This is a genomic window from Streptomyces ruber (assembly GCF_014648075.1).
In the GTDB taxonomy this organism is placed as follows: Bacteria; Actinomycetota; Actinomycetes; order Streptomycetales; family Streptomycetaceae; genus Streptomyces; species Streptomyces ruber.
This window is the reverse complement of the sequence record NZ_BMQK01000001.1, coordinates 33,809-50,334: the sequence shown is the minus strand read 5'-3', so window position 1 is coordinate 50,334 and position 16,526 is coordinate 33,809. Positions and strand designations below refer to the sequence as shown.

The following is a 16,526-nucleotide window of genomic DNA, read 5'->3' as shown; positions in this document are numbered from 1 at the left end:
TTCAGTCGTCCGCGGCGGGGCGCGTCAGGTGGGCGAACGCCTCCAGGTTGCGCGTCGACTCCCCGCGGGACACCCGCCACGCGTACTCCTTGCGGATCGCGGACGCGAAGCCGAGTTCCAGGAGGGTGTTGAAGGCGCCGTCGGCCGCCTCCAGTACGGAGCCGAGCAGGCGGTCGATCTCCTCCGGGGTGACGGCGGACAGGGGGAGTTTCGCCACCACGTACACGTCGCCGAGCGGGTCGACCGCGTAACCGACGCCGTACAGCCTGAGGTTGCGCTCCAGCAGCCAGCGGTGCACGCCCTCCTCGTTCTCGTCCGGGTGCCGGATCACGAAGGCGTTCACGGAGAGCGAGTGCCTGCCCGCGATGAGGGAGACGGTCGTCGAGAGTTTCCGGGTGCCGGGGAGCTTCACGGCGTAGGAGCCGGGGGCGGGGTTCTCCCATTCGAGGTCCGCCTCGGTGAGGAACCGCTCGATGATCGACGCTGCGTCAGCCATGCAGGGAGCGTACGTCAGCCGTTCCGGCCGGATCAGCCCCGGTGGGCGCCCGCGCGGCGCCTGCGGCGGTGGGACTGGACGGCCTCCGCGTAGACGTCCGCCGTGGCCTCGGCGGAGGCGTCCCAGCCGAAGGACCGGGCGTGCCGGGCCGCCGCCGCGCCCATGCTGCCGGCCAGCTCCGGGTGGTCGGCGAAACGGCGCAGCACGCGCGCGTAGCGCACGGGATCGTGTCCGTCGACGAGGAAACCGGTCTTCTGGTCGCGCACGGCGACGGGGAGGCCGCCGACCGAGGCCGCGAGCACCGGCGTACCGGCCGCCTGCGCCTCGATGGCGACCAGTCCGAAGGACTCGCTGTAGGACGGCATGACCAGGACGGACGCGGCCCGGAACCAGTCCGCGAGCTCGTCCTGCCGTACGGGCGGCCGGAAGCGGACGACATCGGCGATGCCGAGCCGGGCGGCGAGCTTCTGCAGGCCCTCGGGCTTGGCGAGGCCGGTGCCGCTGGGGCCGCCCACGACCGGGACGAGGATCCTCGACCGCAGTTCCGGGCGTTCGCCGAGGAGTACGGCGACCGCGCGGAGGAGGATGTCGGGGGCCTTGAGGGGCTGTATGCGGCCCGCGAAGAGGGGGATCAGCGCGTCCTGCGGGAGGCCGAGGCGGGCGCGGGCGGCGGCGCGGCCGTCCGCGGGGCGGAAGCGGTCGAGGTTGACGCCGGGGTGGACCACGGCGACCTTGGCGGGTTCCGCCTCGTAGTGGCGCACCAGGTCGGCGGCCTCCTCGGCGGTGTTGGCGATGAGGCGGTCGGCCGCGCGCACGATCTGCGTCTCCCCGATGACGCGGGCGGCCGGCTCGGGGGTGTCGCCCTCGGCGAGCGAGGCGTTCTTCACCTTGGCCATGGTGTGCATGGCGTGGACGAGCGGGGCGCCCCAGCGTTCGGCGGCGAGCCAGCCGACGTGGCCCGACAGCCAGTAGTGCGAGTGGACCAGGTCGTAGTAGCCGGGGCGGTGGCCCGCCCACGCCTGCATCACGCCGTGTGTGAAGGCGCAGAGCTGGGCGGGCAGGTCCTCCTTCGCCAGGCCCTCGTACGGGCCCGCGTCGACGTGCCGGACGAGGACGCCGGGGGCTAGTTCGACGGACGGCGGGAGGGCCGCCGTGGTGGCCCTGGTGAAGATCTCGACCTCGATGTCGATCGCGGCGAGACGCTGGGCGAGTTCCACCATGTAGACGTTCATGCCGCCGGCGTCGCCCGTGCCGGGCTGGTGCAGCGGCGAGGTGTGCACGGAGAGCATGGCGACGCGGCGGGGCCTGCGGGACGGCAGCCGGAGCCGCGGGGACGCCGCCGGAGAGCGACGCCCGAGCCTGCTGACGTACTGGCTCACGTGGCGTTCCTCCTTGTACGGGCGCCTTGCGTCCTCTGTGGACATTTTGCGTCCTGGTGCGGGCGCTGAAGGCGGGCGTGCCGGTCGGAGGGCGCACGGTCCCCTCCGAGGAGGGGGAACACCGGAACGGTCCGCTCCATTTCCACTTTGCTGAATTATTACGGAGATCGCTCAATAGTTCGACTTCGGGGGTGTTCGCGGGGGTGTCCGCAGCGGTTGTCCGCAGGGGTGTCCGCGGGATCCGTACGAGTGGTCGCGGCCGTCACGGATCACCGTCTACCCCGGCCACCGGGCGCCAGGCCGCCGCCGCCCCGGCACGGGGGCCGCGGGCCGCCGCCTACCCTCGTAGGCATGGCAAGCCGCGCAGCGTCCCTCCCCCACTCCCGGCTCCGCTCGGGTCCGGGCCGGGGGACCCCTGTCGTGGGCACGGTGACGCGCGGGACCACGAACCCCAACCGGCTGCGCCGCATGGACCGCTGGATCGCGGCGGTGCACGGCGCCGAACTGCGCCGCGCCGCCGACCCGCTGGCCGTCGACCTCGGGTACGGGGCGGCTCCCTGGACCCCGGTCGAACTGCTCCTGCGGCTGCGCACGGTCGCGCCCCGGACCCGCGTCGTCGGCGTCGAGATAGAGCCCGCCCGGGTCGCTGCGGCGCTGCCGTACGAGCGGGAGGGCCTGGTCTTCCGGCACGGCGGTTTCGAGGTGCCGGTGGCGGGCCGGCCGACGCTGATCCGGGCGGCCAACGTGCTGCGCCAGTACGACGAGGACGAGGTGGCCGCGGTCTGGGAGCGGCTGTGCGCCCGGCTCGCCCCGGCGGCCGGGCGTTCCCGGGGCGGACTGCTCGTGGAGGGCACCTGCGACGAGATAGGCCGCCGGCACGTCTGGGTCGCGCTCGGCCCGGAGGGCCCCCGCACGGTCACCTTCGCCACCCGGCTCGGCTCCCTGGACCGCCCCTCCGACCTCGCCGAACGCCTGCCGAAGGCGCTCATCCACCGCAACGTCCCAGGCGAGCCGGTACACGCCTTCCTCCGCGACTTCGACCGCGCCTGGGCGGCCGCCGCCCCGTACGCCTCGTACGGGGCACGCCAGCGGTGGATCCGGGCGGTACGGGACCTGACCGCCGACTGGCCGGTCCTCGACGGGGGCGCACGCTGGCGCCAGGGCGAGGTCACCGTGGCGTGGGAGGCGTTGGCGCCGCGCGGATGAGCCCGTTCCGGGCCTCGGGCCCCCTCCGGGTGCGCCCGCGGGGAACGCCGCCCCGGAGTCACGCGTCACATCGGCGGAAAGAGCTCCGGGGGAAGCCGGGGAAGACGTCCGGGACAACCGGGGGCGTCCTGCGGGCTGTCGGGAGGGGAAGGGCGGGCAGAGTTCCCGTACCCCTCTGTCGTACGGCGCGGCGGCGTGACACGCTTCCTCGCACGTTCACAAGTTACCGAGAGTTAATCTGACGCGTCGCCAGTTGGCAGGTTGGGGGCAAGGGGATGGGAACCCGCAAGCGGAACGCGACCACGGCGGCCGTGGCCCTGGTCTGCGCGGTGACCGTGCTGGGCGCACCGGGCATCGCGTACGCGAGCCAGGCCAAACCTCAGCCGGTCCCCGCCCCCGGCGCGTCGTCCCCCAGGGACACCGCGGGCGCCACGGGCACCGCGGACCCGACCGGCCCGGTGACCGTCGACGACGAGGAACTGGAGGCCGTCCGGCGGCAGTTGGACGCCCTGTACCACGCGGCGGCGGTGGCCACGGACGCGTACAACGCCGCCGCGGAGAAGGCCGAGGAGCAGTCCGCCGAGGTGGCGGAGCTGAACCGCGAGATCGTCCGGGGCAGGGCGGAACTGGACCGGCTGAAGGACCTCATGGGTGCCGCGGCCCGGGCCCAGTACCGCGGTACGGGGCTCCCGCCCGAGGTGCGGCTCTGGCTGAGCGAGAACCCGCAGGAGTTCCTGGACAGCGCCGGGCGCGTCCGCCAGGGGCAGCACGCCTCGGAGGGTCTGCTCGTCGAGCAGGAACGTGCGCAGGAGGACCTGGAGCAGTACGCGAAGGACGCCTCCGTGCAGCAGAAGGAGCTGGAGGCCGACCGCAGGGCGAAGGCAGAGGCCCAGAAGGAGATCGAGAAACAGATCACCGCGGCCGAGAAGCTGGAGTCCCGGCTGGCGAAGGAGGAGAAGGAGCGGCTGAAGCAGCTGGAGGAGGCGGCCGCCCGCAAGGCGCAGGCCGCGTGGCTGCGCTCCGGCGTGCTGGACGACGGGACCGGCACGGCCACGGCACCGGGCATGAAGGCGGTCGAGTACGCGACGGAGCAGATCGGCAAGATGTACGAGTGGGGGGCCGAGGGGCCGGCGACGTACGACTGCTCCGGTCTGACCTCCCAGGCCTGGGCCGCCGCCGGTGTGGCCATCCCGCGCACCTCGCAGCAGCAGTGGAAGCAGCTGGAGCGCGTCGACATCGCGGACATACGCCCCGGCGACCTGATCGTCTACAACAAGGACGCGAGCCACGTGGCCCTGTACGTGGGCGACGGCACGATCGTCCACGCCCCGCGTCCGGGGCGGTCGGTGACGACCGCGGGGGCGGGCTCCATGCCGATACTGGGGGTCGTACGGCCGGACGCGTGAACCGGCCATCGACACACCGCGCACGCCGCGTACGCCGGGGGCGCGACGGAGTACGGCGCCGGGGGAGGCGGGCAGCCCTCGCCCCGGCCGCTCCCTCCCGAGCGGGGCGTTCACAGACGCCTCTCACTCATCCCGAATCAACGACAGTCACACGTGACCCGCCCCACGTGACGCCCGGCACGCCCTCGCGCGCCGCCGGGCGCCCGGGCGCGTGACATTCCTCATCCCTCGCCTCTCCGGGCCGTGTCCAAGTGCGTGCTGGCTTGCGGCATATGCCGGTGGCCGAATGCCAGTCGGCTCGCCGCGGGTCGTTCCGCGGCGGCGCCGCCTGACGCTATGGTCCCCGTCGGTGGATCGACGTCCTTCGGCCCACCGTGCCCTCGGGGGGAGGGAAGGAACCCAAGACGATGCCCGTACCCGTACCGCGGCAGAGGGCGATCCCGGCCGTGGAGAGTGGTCAGGCGCCCGCCGCACCGACACCCGGCGCCCCGCCCGAACAGCCACCGGGAGCCCCGCCGGCCCCGCCCGCGGAACCCCCGGGCGACGGCCCGGCCGAACGGCCCGGCGACCTGACCGACCACTCCGCCGGGCCCGCCGGCAGCCCGGTCGGCGTGCCGGCCGGATCAGCCGCGCATACGGTCGGCACCCCGCACGCACGAGGCGGGGACCCGGGCGACGGCCCGGCGGCGCGTGGCGGGAGCCCTGCCGCCCGCGGCGGGACCCCTGCCACGCGTGTCGACGGCCCGGCCGGGAACCCGGCCGGTACCGGCGAGAACCCGACCGGTACCGACGAGAACCCGACCGGTACCGACGAAAACCCGACCGCACCCGGTGACCCGGCCGAGCAGCCCATGCCCCCGGACGGTGGCCCTGCCGATCCCGCCGATCCCGCCGATCCCGCCGATCCCGCCGATCCCGCCGATCCCGCCGGTCCTGGTCGGGACGGGAGGTCGGCCGGGGCCCCGGCCGGCCCGGTCGTACGGCCGGTCGGCAGCCCGTACGGGCAGGGCGGGAGCCCGGGGGGTGCCCCGTCCGGGACCGCCGCGCGGCCGCCGGGTGGACGTGCGCGTGGGGCCGACGCGGGGGCGGGCGTGGGTGCCCGGGGCGCCGTTCCCGCCGACAGCGGCACCAACCTCACCGTGCTGCTGATCGAGGACGACCCCTCGGGGCCGCTCAGCGTGCCCGAGCTGCTCGACTCCGCGGGCAAGCCGATCAAGGTGCGGACCGCCCGGAACCTCACCGAGGCGGAGCGGCTGCTCACCGACGACGTCCACTGCATCCTCCTGGACCTCGCGCTGCCCACCCCGGCCCCGGGCGCGGAACGGTCCGCCGGCCCGGCCCGTACGCAGCCGTCCCCCACCGACGCCGACGCCGACGCCGACGCCGACGAGCTGGTCGTGCTCAAGCACGTCCTGCGGCTCGCGCCCCGGCACGCCGTCCTCGCGCTCACCGCGTCCGGTGACGCCGAGCGCGGCGCCGAGGCGGTGCGCGTCGGCGCCCAGGACTACCTCTTCCGCGACGAGCTGGACGCCCGCCTGCTGAGCCGGGCGATCCGCTACGCCGTGGAGCGGAAACGCTCCGACACGGCCGAGCGCCGGCTCACCGAGTCCAGGCTGCGTGCCCAGGAGAACGCCCGCCTGGAACGCGGACTGCTGCCCACCCCGCTGCTGGAGGGCTCCCCGCTCCGCTTCGCCGCCCGCTACCGCCCGGGCCGCTCCCGCGCCCTCCTCGGCGGTGACTTCTACGACACCGTCCGCACCCCGGACGGCACCGTGCACGCCATGATCGGCGACGTCTGCGGGCACGGGCCCGACGAGGCCGCGCTCGGCGTGGAGCTGCGCATCGCCTGGCGGGCGCTGACGTTCGCGGGGCTGTGCGGGGACGAGCTGCTCTCCACCCTGCAGCAGGTCCTGGAGCACGAGCGGCAGAGCGAGGAGATCTTCGCGACGCTCTGCACGGTCGACATCACACCGGACGGCCGCAGCGCGGGTCTGTGTCTGGCCGGTCATCCGGCCCCGCTGATCGTCCGCCCCGGCGGCCGGCCGGAGGACGCGGTCCCCGTGGCCGAACTGCTGCCGAGCGAGGACAACGGCCCCGCCCTCGGCCTCCTGCCGGACGCCCGCTGGCCGCGTACGCAGATCGCGCTGGGCGCCTCCTGGAGCCTGATGCTCTACACGGACGGCCTGATCGAGGGCCACGTCGGCGACAGCGGCGACCGCCTCGGCCAGGACGGCATGGTCGACCTGGTCCACCGCCTGCTCGCCCGGGGACTGCACGGCGAGGAACTGCTGCGGGCCGCCGTGAACGAGGCCCGCGACCTCAACGGCGGCGAGCTGACGGACGACGTGGCGGTACTGCTGCTCGACCGGTGACCGTCACAGCGCCGGCTGGTGACCGGGGGCGGAACCGCGACGACGACCGGGTCACCGCCCGCGGGCGGTGACCCGGTCGTCGACACGTGCCGCGCGCTGCGCCGCGGTGGCCGCGGCAGCGGCTAGCGCCCGCCGTTGTACGGCCCGTACGGTCCGTCGCTGCTGGAGCCGCGGCGGCCGCTGCGACCGCCGCCGGAGACCTGCTTGAGCGCGGGCCGGACGTCGACGAAGAAGACGATCGTCGCGATGAGGCCCGCGATCTGCAGGAAGATGAACGGTACGAAGACGTTCACGGCGACCGTGACGCCCAGGATGACGAGCCAGAACGTCTTGGTCTGCTTGTCGGCGGCGCGATACGCGTCATCGCGCGCCAGTGCGGCCATCACCAGCGCCACCACAGCAAGCACCAGAATGGCGGTGAAGAGCAGCCACATGAGGCCGCCGAATGCCGTCAGGAGCACAATGCCCACCACCCGATCGTGTCGTCTTACGGCCACCGTACCCGGGAAACGGGCCGGGACATCCTGAAGTGCCCCGGCCCGTCCCCGGAAGTGCCCCACGTACCCCTCGGCACTCGGAGTACTCCGGTGTGCGCCTACCGCTCCCCGGTCACTTGGCCGACGGAGTGGTCTTCTTGGCAGCCGGCTTGTCGGCCGGCTTGTCGGCCGGCTTCTTGGCGGCCGGGGCCTTCTTCGCCGCCGGGGCGGGCTTCTTGGCGGGGGCGGGCACGGCCTTGACCTCGGCGGCCCCGGCCGGCTTCTCCTCCTCCTTGACCTCGCCCGGCTTCGCCTCCGGCTCGACCGCGATCGCGAGCTCCTCGATCTCGTCGGCGGCCTCGCCGCGCCAGTGCCGCACGGTCTGCTCACCGTGCTCGGCGACCTTCTCGTAGGTCTCCCGGGCCTTGACCGCGTACTCGGCGGCGAAGCCGACACCGCGCAGCGCCAGGTCCTGGGCGGTCTCGCCGAGCTTCTTCAGGTCGGTGTCCAGCGTGCCGAGGAACTCGCCGACCTTGGTCTGGATGGTCTCCTGCGTCTCCTTGACGCGGGCCGCGGCCTTCTCCTGGGTCTCCCTGACCCGGGCGCTGGCCTTCTCCTGGACGGCCTTGGGATCGGTGTTGCGCACGGCCTCGAAGCGGGCCGGGGCCTCGGCGCGCAGCTGCTCGACCAGGTGCGGCACCTTCTTGGCCTGCTGGAGGGCGAGGTCGGCGGTGCCGGCGGCGAAGTAGAGCGGGGTCGGGTCGCTGAGGGTCTTGCGCAGGTCGTCGGTGATGGCCATGGTGATGGTCCTCCCGGTTCGGCTTTCGGCTGAGGGTTTTCAGAGCTGAGCTGAGAATTCTCAGAGCTGGGAGTTCAGAGCTGGGAGTTCTCGAAGGGTGCGCGGCGACCGCCGTGCCGCCCTGTACGTCGTCGGGTCAGCTGGCCGTCTGCTGCGGACCGGCATCGCTCCCGTCGTCCGTGCGGGGGCCGGGGCCGTCGGTGCCGGTGTCCCGGACGGCGCGTATGCCCGTGCGCACGCCCTCCGTCTGCTGCGCGCCCTGAGCATCCTGAGCGTCGCGTCTGGCGCCCTGCACGTCCTCGTCCGCCGCCGGCTCCGCGATCCCGAACCCGTTCTCCTTGCGGAAGGACTCGTAGATCTGCAGCAGCACCTGTTTCTGACGCTCGTTGAGGGTGGGATCGGCGAGTATGACGGCGCGCGTCTCCACCTCTTCCCTGTCCCGTTCGGCGTCGAGGATGCCGGCGCGCACGTACAGCGTCTCGGCGGAGATCCGCAGCGCCTTCGCGACCTGCTGCAGCACCTCCGCGCTGGGCTTGCGCAGCCCGCGCTCGATCTGGCTCAGGTACGGATTGGACACCCCCGCGGCGTCGGCGAGCTGCCTGAGCGACAACTGCGCGTTGCGCCGCTGCTCGCGGAGGTACTCACCGAGATTGCCGACGTTGAGCGATGCCATGCCTCCACCATGCCCCGCCCCGCTAACTTTTGCAAGCGACCGCTTGCAGGAGTGTGCCGGAACGGGCCGCCCCGCTCCGCTCGACTGTCCCGCCTCTCCCAAGGGGAGGCAGTCTCGGTCCATGTGGGGCATCTGGTCGTGTGCCTCTGTCAATCCGAGGCACCCGGCACCTGCGTTGCCGGGTGCCGCCCCTCGGCTGCTGTCGTGACCCCTGAAAAAATGGGAGGTCTCCGGGACTGCCCATGGGCAGTCCCGGAGACCTGGACCCGCAGCGGCACGCACGTCACTTGCGGCAGCGGCTCGACCGGGAGGGTGCTCGTCAGCGGCAAGCCGAGACCGACTGCTCCAAGGCCAAGCCCCACTGGGCCAGGAAGTCGTCGAACTCGTCATCCGCAGGCAGGTCTCCCCGGGGAGTGAGGGAGTCGATGAACTCGGGCAGGAACGCGGCGAACTCGGCGGCCACCTGGGCAGCGGTCATCCCCTGTTTCCCGGCCACCTCGGTGAAGACCTGCGCCGGCAGCGCCGCCTGCAGCTGGGCTGCGGACACCCCCTCGTTGTCCGCCGACGGGTCGATCCACGACTCGACCTGATCACCCAGCCCCTGATCCGTGAGGTGGACCAAAAGACGGGCGAGTTCATCCTGCGCCTCGGCCATGGTCAGCTCCCCTTCCGCTTGCCCAACGTCCACGACGATCTGGTTGGGCTGCGGCTCAGCGTGATCGTGGCAGAACACAGAATGCCGCTACGGGGGAACAAGCCAAGCGGCACCAGCACGGACAGGCGGGCTCGGCGGTCACACCATCCGCGTGAGCCTTGCACTGGTTGCGGTGCGACGGCGAGCCATCCGGGCCGCGTTCCCCAGGTGAAGCGAGACGGGCGGATGCATGCCGTCTCGCTCATTCCGAGGCATGCAGGTCAGAGCACCGCCCTGCCCTACTTGCAGCGAGACCGGACATCGACAATTCGACACACCGCCTTCCTTGATTTCTTCATTCGCATGGCCTTACGGTTTTCCCATGACTGCCGGGTCGGCCTTGTGCCGTGAGCGAGTTGGTTGCCCGGCCTCCGAGTGAGGCGGGCGCGGGCCAGAGGCCCGCCTTCTGATTCTCCGCTGTTCCCTTTACCGGTTCTGCCGGTTCTGCCGGTTCTGCCGGTTCCGCTGGTTCTGCCGGACGCCCGGCGTGCGCTGTCGCCGCCGTCCTGGCCAGCAGGTTCACCTCATGCGCGCACCATGCGCGCACCATTTCGACGCCCTGTCCCGGCGGGCGGACATCTGCGTCAATTCGCTATTCACCCCTGCCCGGAAACACACACGGGATACGGCGTCACCTCACCGCCCCGCGAAAAGAAAGCCGAGAATGCCCAACCCCTTCAACCAGCATGTCATCGACGAGTTCCGCGCCCACCACGGACGGGTCGGCGGCCCCTTCGAGGGTGGCCGGCTGCTCCTGCTCACCACCACCGGTGCCCGTACCGGCACCCCGCACACGACCCCCGTCGGCTACCTCCCCGACCTCGACGGACAGGTCCTGGTCATCGCCTCCGCGGGTGGATCGCCCCGGCACCCGGACTGGTACCGCAACCTGCTCGCCCACCCGCGCGTGACCGTGGAGAGTGGCGCTTTCACGTACGAGGCCGAGGCCGTCGTACTGACCGGGGAGGACCGTGACCGGGCCTTCGCGCGGGCCGTGGAGAGCGATCCGGGGTGGGCCGAGTACCAGCGGAAGACCGAGCGCGTCATTCCCGTGGTCGCGCTGCGGGAGCTGCCGAAGGACGGTCCCCCGAACGTCAACGCCGGCTCCGTGGGCGAGGCCGTGAAGGTCGTCCACGACGCCTTCCGTCGCGAACTGTCGTTGATCAGGGACGAGTTGGCGGACGAGAGGGGCGGCGGCACGCTCGGCGCGCAGCTGCGCATCAACTGCCTGACCCTGTGCCAGGGCCTGCACAACCACCACACCGGCGAGGAGGCCGGCCTGTTCCCGTTCCTCGCCGGCCGTCACCCCGAACTGGCCCCCGCCCTCGACCGTCTCCGCGAGGAACACGAGCGGATCGCCGAGCTCCTGGAGGACCTGCGGCGGGTGGTCGCCGACGCCGCGTCCGGGGTCGCCGACCCCGCACGCGTACGCCGGGAGGCCGAGCGGCTGGCCGTCGAGCTGGAGGCCCATCTGACGTACGAGGAGGAGCAGTTGATACCCGTGTTGGACTCCGTCACGAGCTAGGTCCCACGGGCGTCACCGGTGAGCGGCGGCGGGCCCTGGGGGGAGGGAACGGGCCCGGGAGAGTCCGCCGCTCACCGGCGACCTCACGTTAGCCATGGAAACGATCAAGAAGGTGCGTGCATGGTCATGAAACCGTCGCCTTCTCGTAACGTCCCCTCGGTCCTCCCTCGGTCCTTCCTCGGTCCTTCCTCGGTCCTTCCTCGGTCCTTCCTCGGTTCCTCGGTCCTTCCTCGGCTCTTCCTCACCTGCCCCTCGGTTCCCGTGTCCGGTCCGTCCTGTGCCAGGCCCGCAGCGCCTCCTCCGCGGTGCGCCGGTCCACCGGCGCACCGTCCAGCGCGAGGGGCTTCCACGCCCGGTCCAGCGCCCGGCACACACGGCGCGCGGCGCGCGTGTAGTCGTCCGGTACGGGCACCGCCGGAAGGGCGAGCGCCGCGCGCATGAGGTCCGGGTACACCGACTGCACGTACTCGAAGTCACGGTAGACGGGCAGGTCACGGGCCATGCCCGCGGTCGTACCGGGACGATCCGCCGCGTGCATCGCGTCCTCCCAGAAGCGGATCATCGTGGTCTGCTCGTACGCGTCGTAGTCCATGCGGACGACATGGGTGGCCAGGTCGTGCAGCGGGTCCCCGTACAGCGCGAGTTCCCAGTCGATGACGACGAGGCGCTCGGCCCCCGCCCGTCCCGTGATCACCACGTTGGCCCGGTGCACGTCCGTGTGGAGCAGCGCGAACGGCCGCTCGGCGAGGCGCGGCACGGACGTCAGGAACCGGGCCACCGCGTCGCGCGGCATTCCGACCGCGTCGAACAGCGCCCCGAAGCGGGGGCGGTTCCGCTGGTGCACGCCCTCCGCGAAGCCGGCCAGCCGGCGCAGGAAGCCGTGGGTGTCCCCGTCCGCCGGCCAGTCGGCCGGCAGGCCCGGCAGGCCGTCCGCCGGGACGCCCGCCACCCGGGCGAAGAAGTCCGCGAACGCGGCGAGGCGCGCCTCGCCCACGGGCCGGCCCGCCGGAGCCTCCGCCGCGAGGGGGCGTCCCTCGACGTAGGTGTGCACGGACCAGCCGCCGAAGTCGGCGAGGCAGCGGGGCACCGCCGCGCCCAGCCGTTCCGCGAGCGCGGCCAGCACGTCCGACTCGCGCCGCCAGAGCCGCGGCAGGACGTCTCCCGTGCCGCCCGTTCCCAGGGGCGTACGGAACTTGGCGCGCACCGCGCCGGACTCCTCGCCGAGCAGCCGCGCCAGTGGCTGCCCCAGAGCGATGACATAGTTGCGGTGGTGGTGCCCGGCGACGGTGACTCCCCCGGGGCGGCGGCGTCGTACCTCCGCGAGCAGGCGGATCAGTGGCGCGAGGGCCGCGTGGGGCCGGGGTGGTGCCATGATCGGTCACCTTAGGGCGAAGCCGCGCCCCGCACCGCCCGCAGCAGGACCTCCAGGGAACCGACCAGCCACTCCCGCGGCACGCCCGCCGTCAGCAGCCGGTGCTCCCTTCGCTCGTTGGGGGCGTAGCCGACGAACGCCATGCCCGCCTCCCGCGCGGCGGCGAAGTCCGACGGGGTGTCACCGATCATCAGCGCCGCCCCGGGGGAGGCCCCCAGCGCGTTCAGCGCCCGGTGCAGGGTGTGGGGGTGGGGCTTGAGGAGGCGGAGGTCCTTGGTGCGGCCGTAGACGTGCGGGGCGAAGCAGGCCGTGAGCCCCCGGTCGGCGAGGTACGACAGCACCGGGCGCTCGGAGTTGTTGGTGGCTATGGCCAGCCGGACCCCCAGGGCCACCCAGGTGCGGATCAGGACGTCCGCGTACGGGGTGGGCCACGCCTTCGGCACCTCCCGCAACTCCTGCCGGGTGAGCCGTTCCTCCAGCTCGGCCACCAGGTCGCTGCCGGGGTGACGGCCCGCCACGGCGCTCAGCACCAGGTACGGGTCCGGGTGGGCGCGTTCCTCCTCGGTGAGGAGCCCGTACAGTCCGCGCTCCCTCAGCCACTCCGCCTGCGCCCTGGCGATGCGCTCCGCCGCACGGCCCGGGTAGAGGAAGCAGATCGGGCCGTCGAAGTCGAACACCACGTGCCGCACCCGGCGCAGCAGCCGCCGGACTTCCTCACCCGGCTCCGTCACCGGCCCGGCGGCGCCGCGCACCCGCCCGGCGGTGTCCGGCACCGGCCCGGCGTCCATCGTCTCGGAATCCACTAGGTGAGTGTCGATTCCCCGGCGATCGTTTCCCAGAGGGCGTCGAACCAAATCTGCGACTGTTCCACGAACGCCGTGTCCCGCCCGGCCGCCTCCCCCTCGAAACGGAACAGCAGCGACTGCTTGCCCCAGGCGTCGTACACCTCGGCCTCGCCGCTCGGCAGGTGCTTGGTGTGCCTGCCGACCCGGTAGTACCCGAGCAGCGCCACCCGGCCGTTCAGCACGAAGAGCTTGACCGGCGGGGTGAACGGCAGCAACCGGAGGACGGCCCGGGCGTCGATGCCGCTCTCGGCGCGGATCCGCCGCATGGTCAGGTCGATCACCCGGGCCTGGGACGTGCGCTGCGCGGCCAGCTCGCGGTGTATCTCCGCGGCCTTCTCCGGGTCCCCGTCGACCGGCACGGGGAAGGCCGGGGTGAGTTCCGGGTCGGGCAGCAGACAGCGCAGCTCGACGGAGTCGGGCCGCACCCGGCCCGCCTGGGCGTGCAGCCGCACCGAGTGCAGCGCCTCCATGAGCGTCTCCGCCGTGAAGCAGACGGCGTCGATCCGCACGTACGGCTGCTCGCACGCCGCCCTGAGATGGTCGGAGAGCGTCACCGCCGCCGGCCCCGGCTGCCGGGGGTCGCGGAGGGCACGGTGCGGCGCGGCGATCTCCGGCGGCCTGCCTCGGGAGGCCTCGCCGAGCAGGCCGTCCCGCTTCAGGAGGCGCAGCGCCTGCCGTACGGCACCGCGCTCGACCCCGTACGTCTCCGCCAGCTCGGCCTGGGTGGGCAGCCGGTCGCCCGCCCTCAGCTCGCCCGTCCGGATGCGCTCCCGCAGGGCGTCGGCGATCCTCTGGGAGGGTCGCTCCGTGCTGCCGTTCACGTCCACGTTCTCCCGGGTCCCGGCCGGATGCTGCCGACTTCCGGCAACTGTACGTCGGTTGGCGGCCAACTCCCGCGGAGCCCCTAGGCCAGCGTCAGGTCCGTGGTGATGGTGTCCCAGAGGGCGTCGAACCACTTCCGGGACTCGTCCACGAACGCGGCGTCCCTCTCCCCGGCCGCCCTGGCGAAGGAGAAGAGCAGGGACGTGGGCCCCAGGGCGTCGTACAGCTCCAGTGTCCCGCCGTCCGTCTCCTCCTCGCGCCGGGTCAGGCGGTAGTACGCGAACAGCGCCTCCGCGTCGTTGAGCAGGTACAGCTTCACCGGCGGGGTGAAGGGCAGCGCGCGGAAGGACACCCGGACGTCGATGCCGTGGGAGGAGCGCAGGGACACCAGGTTGTGCTGGAGGACCTGGCCCTGGGCGTTGCGCTGGGCCAGCCAGCGCCGGTGGACCGGGGCGTGGTTCTCCTCGCCGCGGTCCACCGGGACCGGGAACGCCAGGTCGATGTCGCGCGAGGGCAGCAGTATTCGGACGTCGACCGACCGGGGACGCAGGCTGCCCTCGTGGATCAGGCGAACCGGTTCGCCCAGGGCGAGCATCAGGGTCTCGGCCGTGAGGCAGGCCGCGTCGATCCGTACGTGCGGCGCCGCGAACGCCTCGGTGAGGCGCGGTGCCAGCCCGACCGGTGTCGGCTGTGGTCCGGTCCCGGCGGGGGTGCGCGGTGCGATGCGCGGCGGGCTTCCCTTGCTCACGTTGCTGAGCAGCCCGTCCGCCTGGAGCGAGCGCAGGGCCTGGCGGACGGTGCCGCGCTCCACGCCGAACTCCGACGCGAGCTCGGCCTGGGTCGGCAGGCGTTCGCCGGTCCTGAGGCCGCCGGTGCGGATGCGGTCGCGCAGGATGTCGGCGATCTCCTGGGGCGACAGTCTCCTGCGGCCGTTCGCCGCGGCGTTCTCCTGGGTCACGGCCACGACGGTACAACCCCCCTGCGACGCGGTTGACTTGCTCCCTGGCCGTTTCCGCGGCACGACCAACTGGGCACGGCCTGCGAGAGGTTGGCTGCCAACTTCCTTGAGTTGGCGGACCGCTGTGCAGCTCGGTCGGCACCGTGGCCCTCGCCGTGGCGGTGACCGCCCCGGTCGTACGACCGGCCTCGTACGACCAGCCGAACGCCGTCCGGGGGCCGGTCAGTCCGAAAGCGTCAGTTCGGTGCTGATCGTCTCCCACAGCGCGTCGAACCACAGTTGCGACTGCTCCACGAAGGCCCTGTCCCGCAGGCTCGCCGTCCGCTCGAAGGCGAACAGCATCGACTGCATGCCCTCGGCGTCGTACGTCTCCAGGTTCTCGCTGTCCACCTCCCGCTCGCGCCGCTGCACGGTGTAGTACGCGAACAGCGCCTCCGAGCCGCCCAGCAGGTACAGCTTCACCGGCGGAGTGAAGGGCAGCGCCCGGAAGGTGACGTGGACGTCGATGCCGTGCGTCGCGCGCAGGGTGAGCAGGTTGTGCCGGAGCACCTGCCCCTGGGCGTTGCGCTGCGCGAGCCAGCGGCGCTGCAGCCGGCGGTCGGCCGAGGGGTCCACCGAGGTCGGGGTCGGGAAGGCGAGATCGATCTCGCGGCTGGGCAGCAGCACCCGGACGTCGACCCTGGCCGGTTCTGTACGTCCCGCGTGAATCTCGCGCAACGACTCCCCCATGGCGAGCGTCAGCGAGACGGACGTCAGGCACAGCGCGTCGATCCGTACGTGCTCGGCGGCGAAGGCCGCCGAGATACGGGGAGCGAGCGCCACCATCGTGGGCTGCGGCGGGGTCTCGGGCCCGATCAGGGCCTCCCCCGGGTTCGCCGCCACGGTGGCGGGGCTGCCCTTGGAAACGTTGGTCAGCAGACGCTCCGACTGCAGGATGCGCAGCGCCTGCCGTACGGCGCCCCGCTCGACGCCGAACTCGTCGGCCAGTTTGGCCTGCGTGGGCATGCGCTGCCCCGGCCGCAGCACGCCGGTCCTGATCCGGCTGCGCAGCTCGTCGGCCACCTCGCGGTGAGACCACTGTGGCCGTTGTGCCCTCTTCCGCCCGTTGACGGCGGTGCGTTCCGGCTCCACGACCAAACCCTACAACTTCGCGCCATCTTGCGGCAGTTGATGGGAAGGTGGTTATGAGACGACTCCCGGAGGAGATAACCAAGAAGGAGTTGGTCGCCAACTCCGGCAACATGGTCAGACTTACCGAGGGTTGGTAACCGCGCTCCCCACGGGAGGGAGGTGGGGAGCCCGGCCGGCCCCCAGCACAGCCACAACCGCATACGGGGACAACTTCACACGGTGACAACTGAAGGTCCGCACGACCGGGACCGCACAACTGAACAAGGGGAGCCTGCAGGCCGCGTCATCGCGGCTACGGATCAGCGCGGTGGTGCCCGCGCCGCCGGGGGACAACGGCGGCCCGGGCACCGCCCGTCAGCGACCCGCACGGAA

Annotated in this window: 15 protein-coding genes; 4 read left to right on the top strand and 11 right to left on the bottom strand. The window is 72.6% G+C overall.

Translation table 11 applies throughout. The features are described 5' to 3' along the window. Position 1 precedes the first annotated feature (1 nt). Together IEZ04_RS00255 and mshA are read right to left on the bottom strand one after the other, a co-directional pair. Positions 2 to 496 (bottom strand): type III secretion system chaperone family protein, encoded by a 495-nt coding sequence (locus tag IEZ04_RS00255; protein ID WP_189214551.1) that lies wholly within the window; start codon positions 494 to 496, stop codon positions 2 to 4. Between the two features lie 32 nt (positions 497 to 528). Further along, positions 529 to 1,875, bottom strand: a complete 1,347-nt coding sequence (gene mshA / locus IEZ04_RS00250; RefSeq protein ID WP_189214550.1) for a D-inositol-3-phosphate glycosyltransferase — start codon at positions 1,873 to 1,875, stop codon at positions 529 to 531. Between the two features lie 351 nt (positions 1,876 to 2,226). On the opposite strand from mshA, the gene IEZ04_RS00245 reads away from it, so the two are divergent. The 3 genes from IEZ04_RS00245 (at position 2,227) to IEZ04_RS00230 (ending at position 6,859) form a co-directional block, all read left to right on the top strand. Continuing rightward, on the top strand, positions 2,227 to 3,081 hold the full coding sequence (locus tag IEZ04_RS00245; protein ID WP_373296228.1) for a class I SAM-dependent methyltransferase: 855 nt from the start codon (positions 2,227 to 2,229) through the stop codon (positions 3,079 to 3,081). Positions 3,082 to 3,356: 275 nt separating this feature from the next. Next, positions 3,357 to 4,487, top strand: a complete 1,131-nt coding sequence (locus IEZ04_RS00240; RefSeq protein ID WP_189214549.1) for a C40 family peptidase — start codon at positions 3,357 to 3,359, stop codon at positions 4,485 to 4,487. Positions 4,488 to 5,338: 851 nt separating this feature from the next. Then, the gene (locus tag IEZ04_RS00230; RefSeq protein WP_229820824.1) at positions 5,339 to 6,859 is read left to right on the top strand and encodes a PP2C family protein-serine/threonine phosphatase; all 1,521 of its coding nucleotides are present in this window, start codon (positions 5,339 to 5,341) and stop codon (positions 6,857 to 6,859) included. A 122-nt stretch (positions 6,860 to 6,981) separates the two neighbouring features. On the opposite strand, the gene IEZ04_RS00225 is transcribed toward IEZ04_RS00230, so the two are convergent. The 4 genes from IEZ04_RS00225 to IEZ04_RS00210 form a co-directional block, all read right to left on the bottom strand. Beyond that, positions 6,982 to 7,320 carry a DUF2516 family protein gene (locus IEZ04_RS00225; protein WP_189215322.1) on the bottom strand — a complete coding sequence of 113 codons (339 nt, stop codon included), beginning with the start codon at positions 7,318 to 7,320 and terminating at the stop codon, positions 6,982 to 6,984. Positions 7,321 to 7,468: 148 nt separating this feature from the next. Beyond that, positions 7,469 to 8,134: a hypothetical protein gene (locus IEZ04_RS00220; protein WP_189214548.1), complete on the bottom strand. Its 666-nt coding sequence runs from the start codon at positions 8,132 to 8,134 to the stop codon at positions 7,469 to 7,471. Positions 8,135 to 8,270: 136 nt separating this feature from the next. After that, complete coding sequence (locus IEZ04_RS00215) at positions 8,271 to 8,807, bottom strand: helix-turn-helix domain-containing protein (RefSeq protein ID WP_189214547.1); 537 nt, start codon at positions 8,805 to 8,807, stop codon at positions 8,271 to 8,273. A 319-nt stretch (positions 8,808 to 9,126) separates the two neighbouring features. Then, the gene (locus tag IEZ04_RS00210; protein ID WP_189214546.1) at positions 9,127 to 9,462 is read right to left on the bottom strand and encodes a YidB family protein; all 336 of its coding nucleotides are present in this window, start codon (positions 9,460 to 9,462) and stop codon (positions 9,127 to 9,129) included. A gap of 703 nt (positions 9,463 to 10,165) precedes the next feature. Between IEZ04_RS00210 and IEZ04_RS00205 the strand changes: the two genes are divergently transcribed. Continuing rightward, on the top strand, positions 10,166 to 11,026 hold the full coding sequence (locus IEZ04_RS00205; protein WP_189214545.1) for a nitroreductase/quinone reductase family protein: 861 nt from the start codon (positions 10,166 to 10,168) through the stop codon (positions 11,024 to 11,026). Between the two features lie 241 nt (positions 11,027 to 11,267). Here IEZ04_RS00205 and IEZ04_RS00200 read toward each other — a convergent pair whose 3' ends face one another. The 5 genes from IEZ04_RS00200 to IEZ04_RS00180 all read right to left on the bottom strand — a co-directional run bounded on the left by IEZ04_RS00200 (position 11,268) and on the right by IEZ04_RS00180 (position 16,160). Next, positions 11,268 to 12,398, bottom strand: a complete 1,131-nt coding sequence (locus IEZ04_RS00200; protein WP_189214544.1) for a phosphotransferase family protein — start codon at positions 12,396 to 12,398, stop codon at positions 11,268 to 11,270. Positions 12,399 to 12,409: 11 nt separating this feature from the next. Beyond that, entirely contained in the window at positions 12,410 to 13,252 is an 843-nt protein-coding gene (locus IEZ04_RS00195; RefSeq protein ID WP_229820737.1) for an HAD family hydrolase, read from the bottom strand. Next, positions 13,201 to 14,064 carry a winged helix-turn-helix domain-containing protein gene (locus tag IEZ04_RS00190; RefSeq protein WP_189214543.1) on the bottom strand — a complete coding sequence of 288 codons (864 nt, stop codon included), beginning with the start codon at positions 14,062 to 14,064 and terminating at the stop codon, positions 13,201 to 13,203. Before IEZ04_RS00190 ends, IEZ04_RS00195 begins: the two co-directional genes overlap by 52 nt. 83 nt (positions 14,065 to 14,147) lie before the next feature. Next, positions 14,148 to 15,029: a GntR family transcriptional regulator gene (locus tag IEZ04_RS00185; RefSeq protein WP_189214542.1), complete on the bottom strand. Its 882-nt coding sequence runs from the start codon at positions 15,027 to 15,029 to the stop codon at positions 14,148 to 14,150. A 216-nt stretch (positions 15,030 to 15,245) separates the two neighbouring features. Continuing rightward, complete coding sequence (locus IEZ04_RS00180) at positions 15,246 to 16,160, bottom strand: winged helix-turn-helix domain-containing protein (protein WP_189214541.1); 915 nt, start codon at positions 16,158 to 16,160, stop codon at positions 15,246 to 15,248. Positions 16,161 to 16,526: the final 366 nt, after the last annotated feature.

Coding starts and splice junctions, on each gene's coding strand:
- IEZ04_RS00255 (WP_189214551.1), bottom strand. CDS start 496: ATGGCTGACGCAGCGTCGATCATCGAGCGGTTCCTCACCGAGGCGGAC.
- IEZ04_RS00245 (WP_373296228.1), top strand. CDS start 2,227: ATGGCAAGCCGCGCAGCGTCCCTCCCCCACTCCCGGCTCCGCTCGGGT.
- IEZ04_RS00240 (WP_189214549.1), top strand. CDS start 3,357: ATGGGAACCCGCAAGCGGAACGCGACCACGGCGGCCGTGGCCCTGGTC.
- IEZ04_RS00230 (WP_229820824.1), top strand. CDS start 5,339: ATGCCCCCGGACGGTGGCCCTGCCGATCCCGCCGATCCCGCCGATCCC.
- IEZ04_RS00220 (WP_189214548.1), bottom strand. CDS start 8,134: ATGGCCATCACCGACGACCTGCGCAAGACCCTCAGCGACCCGACCCCG.
- IEZ04_RS00215 (WP_189214547.1), bottom strand. CDS start 8,807: ATGGCATCGCTCAACGTCGGCAATCTCGGTGAGTACCTCCGCGAGCAG.
- IEZ04_RS00210 (WP_189214546.1), bottom strand. CDS start 9,462: ATGGCCGAGGCGCAGGATGAACTCGCCCGTCTTTTGGTCCACCTCACG.
- IEZ04_RS00205 (WP_189214545.1), top strand. CDS start 10,166: ATGCCCAACCCCTTCAACCAGCATGTCATCGACGAGTTCCGCGCCCAC.
- IEZ04_RS00200 (WP_189214544.1), bottom strand. CDS start 12,398: ATGGCACCACCCCGGCCCCACGCGGCCCTCGCGCCACTGATCCGCCTG.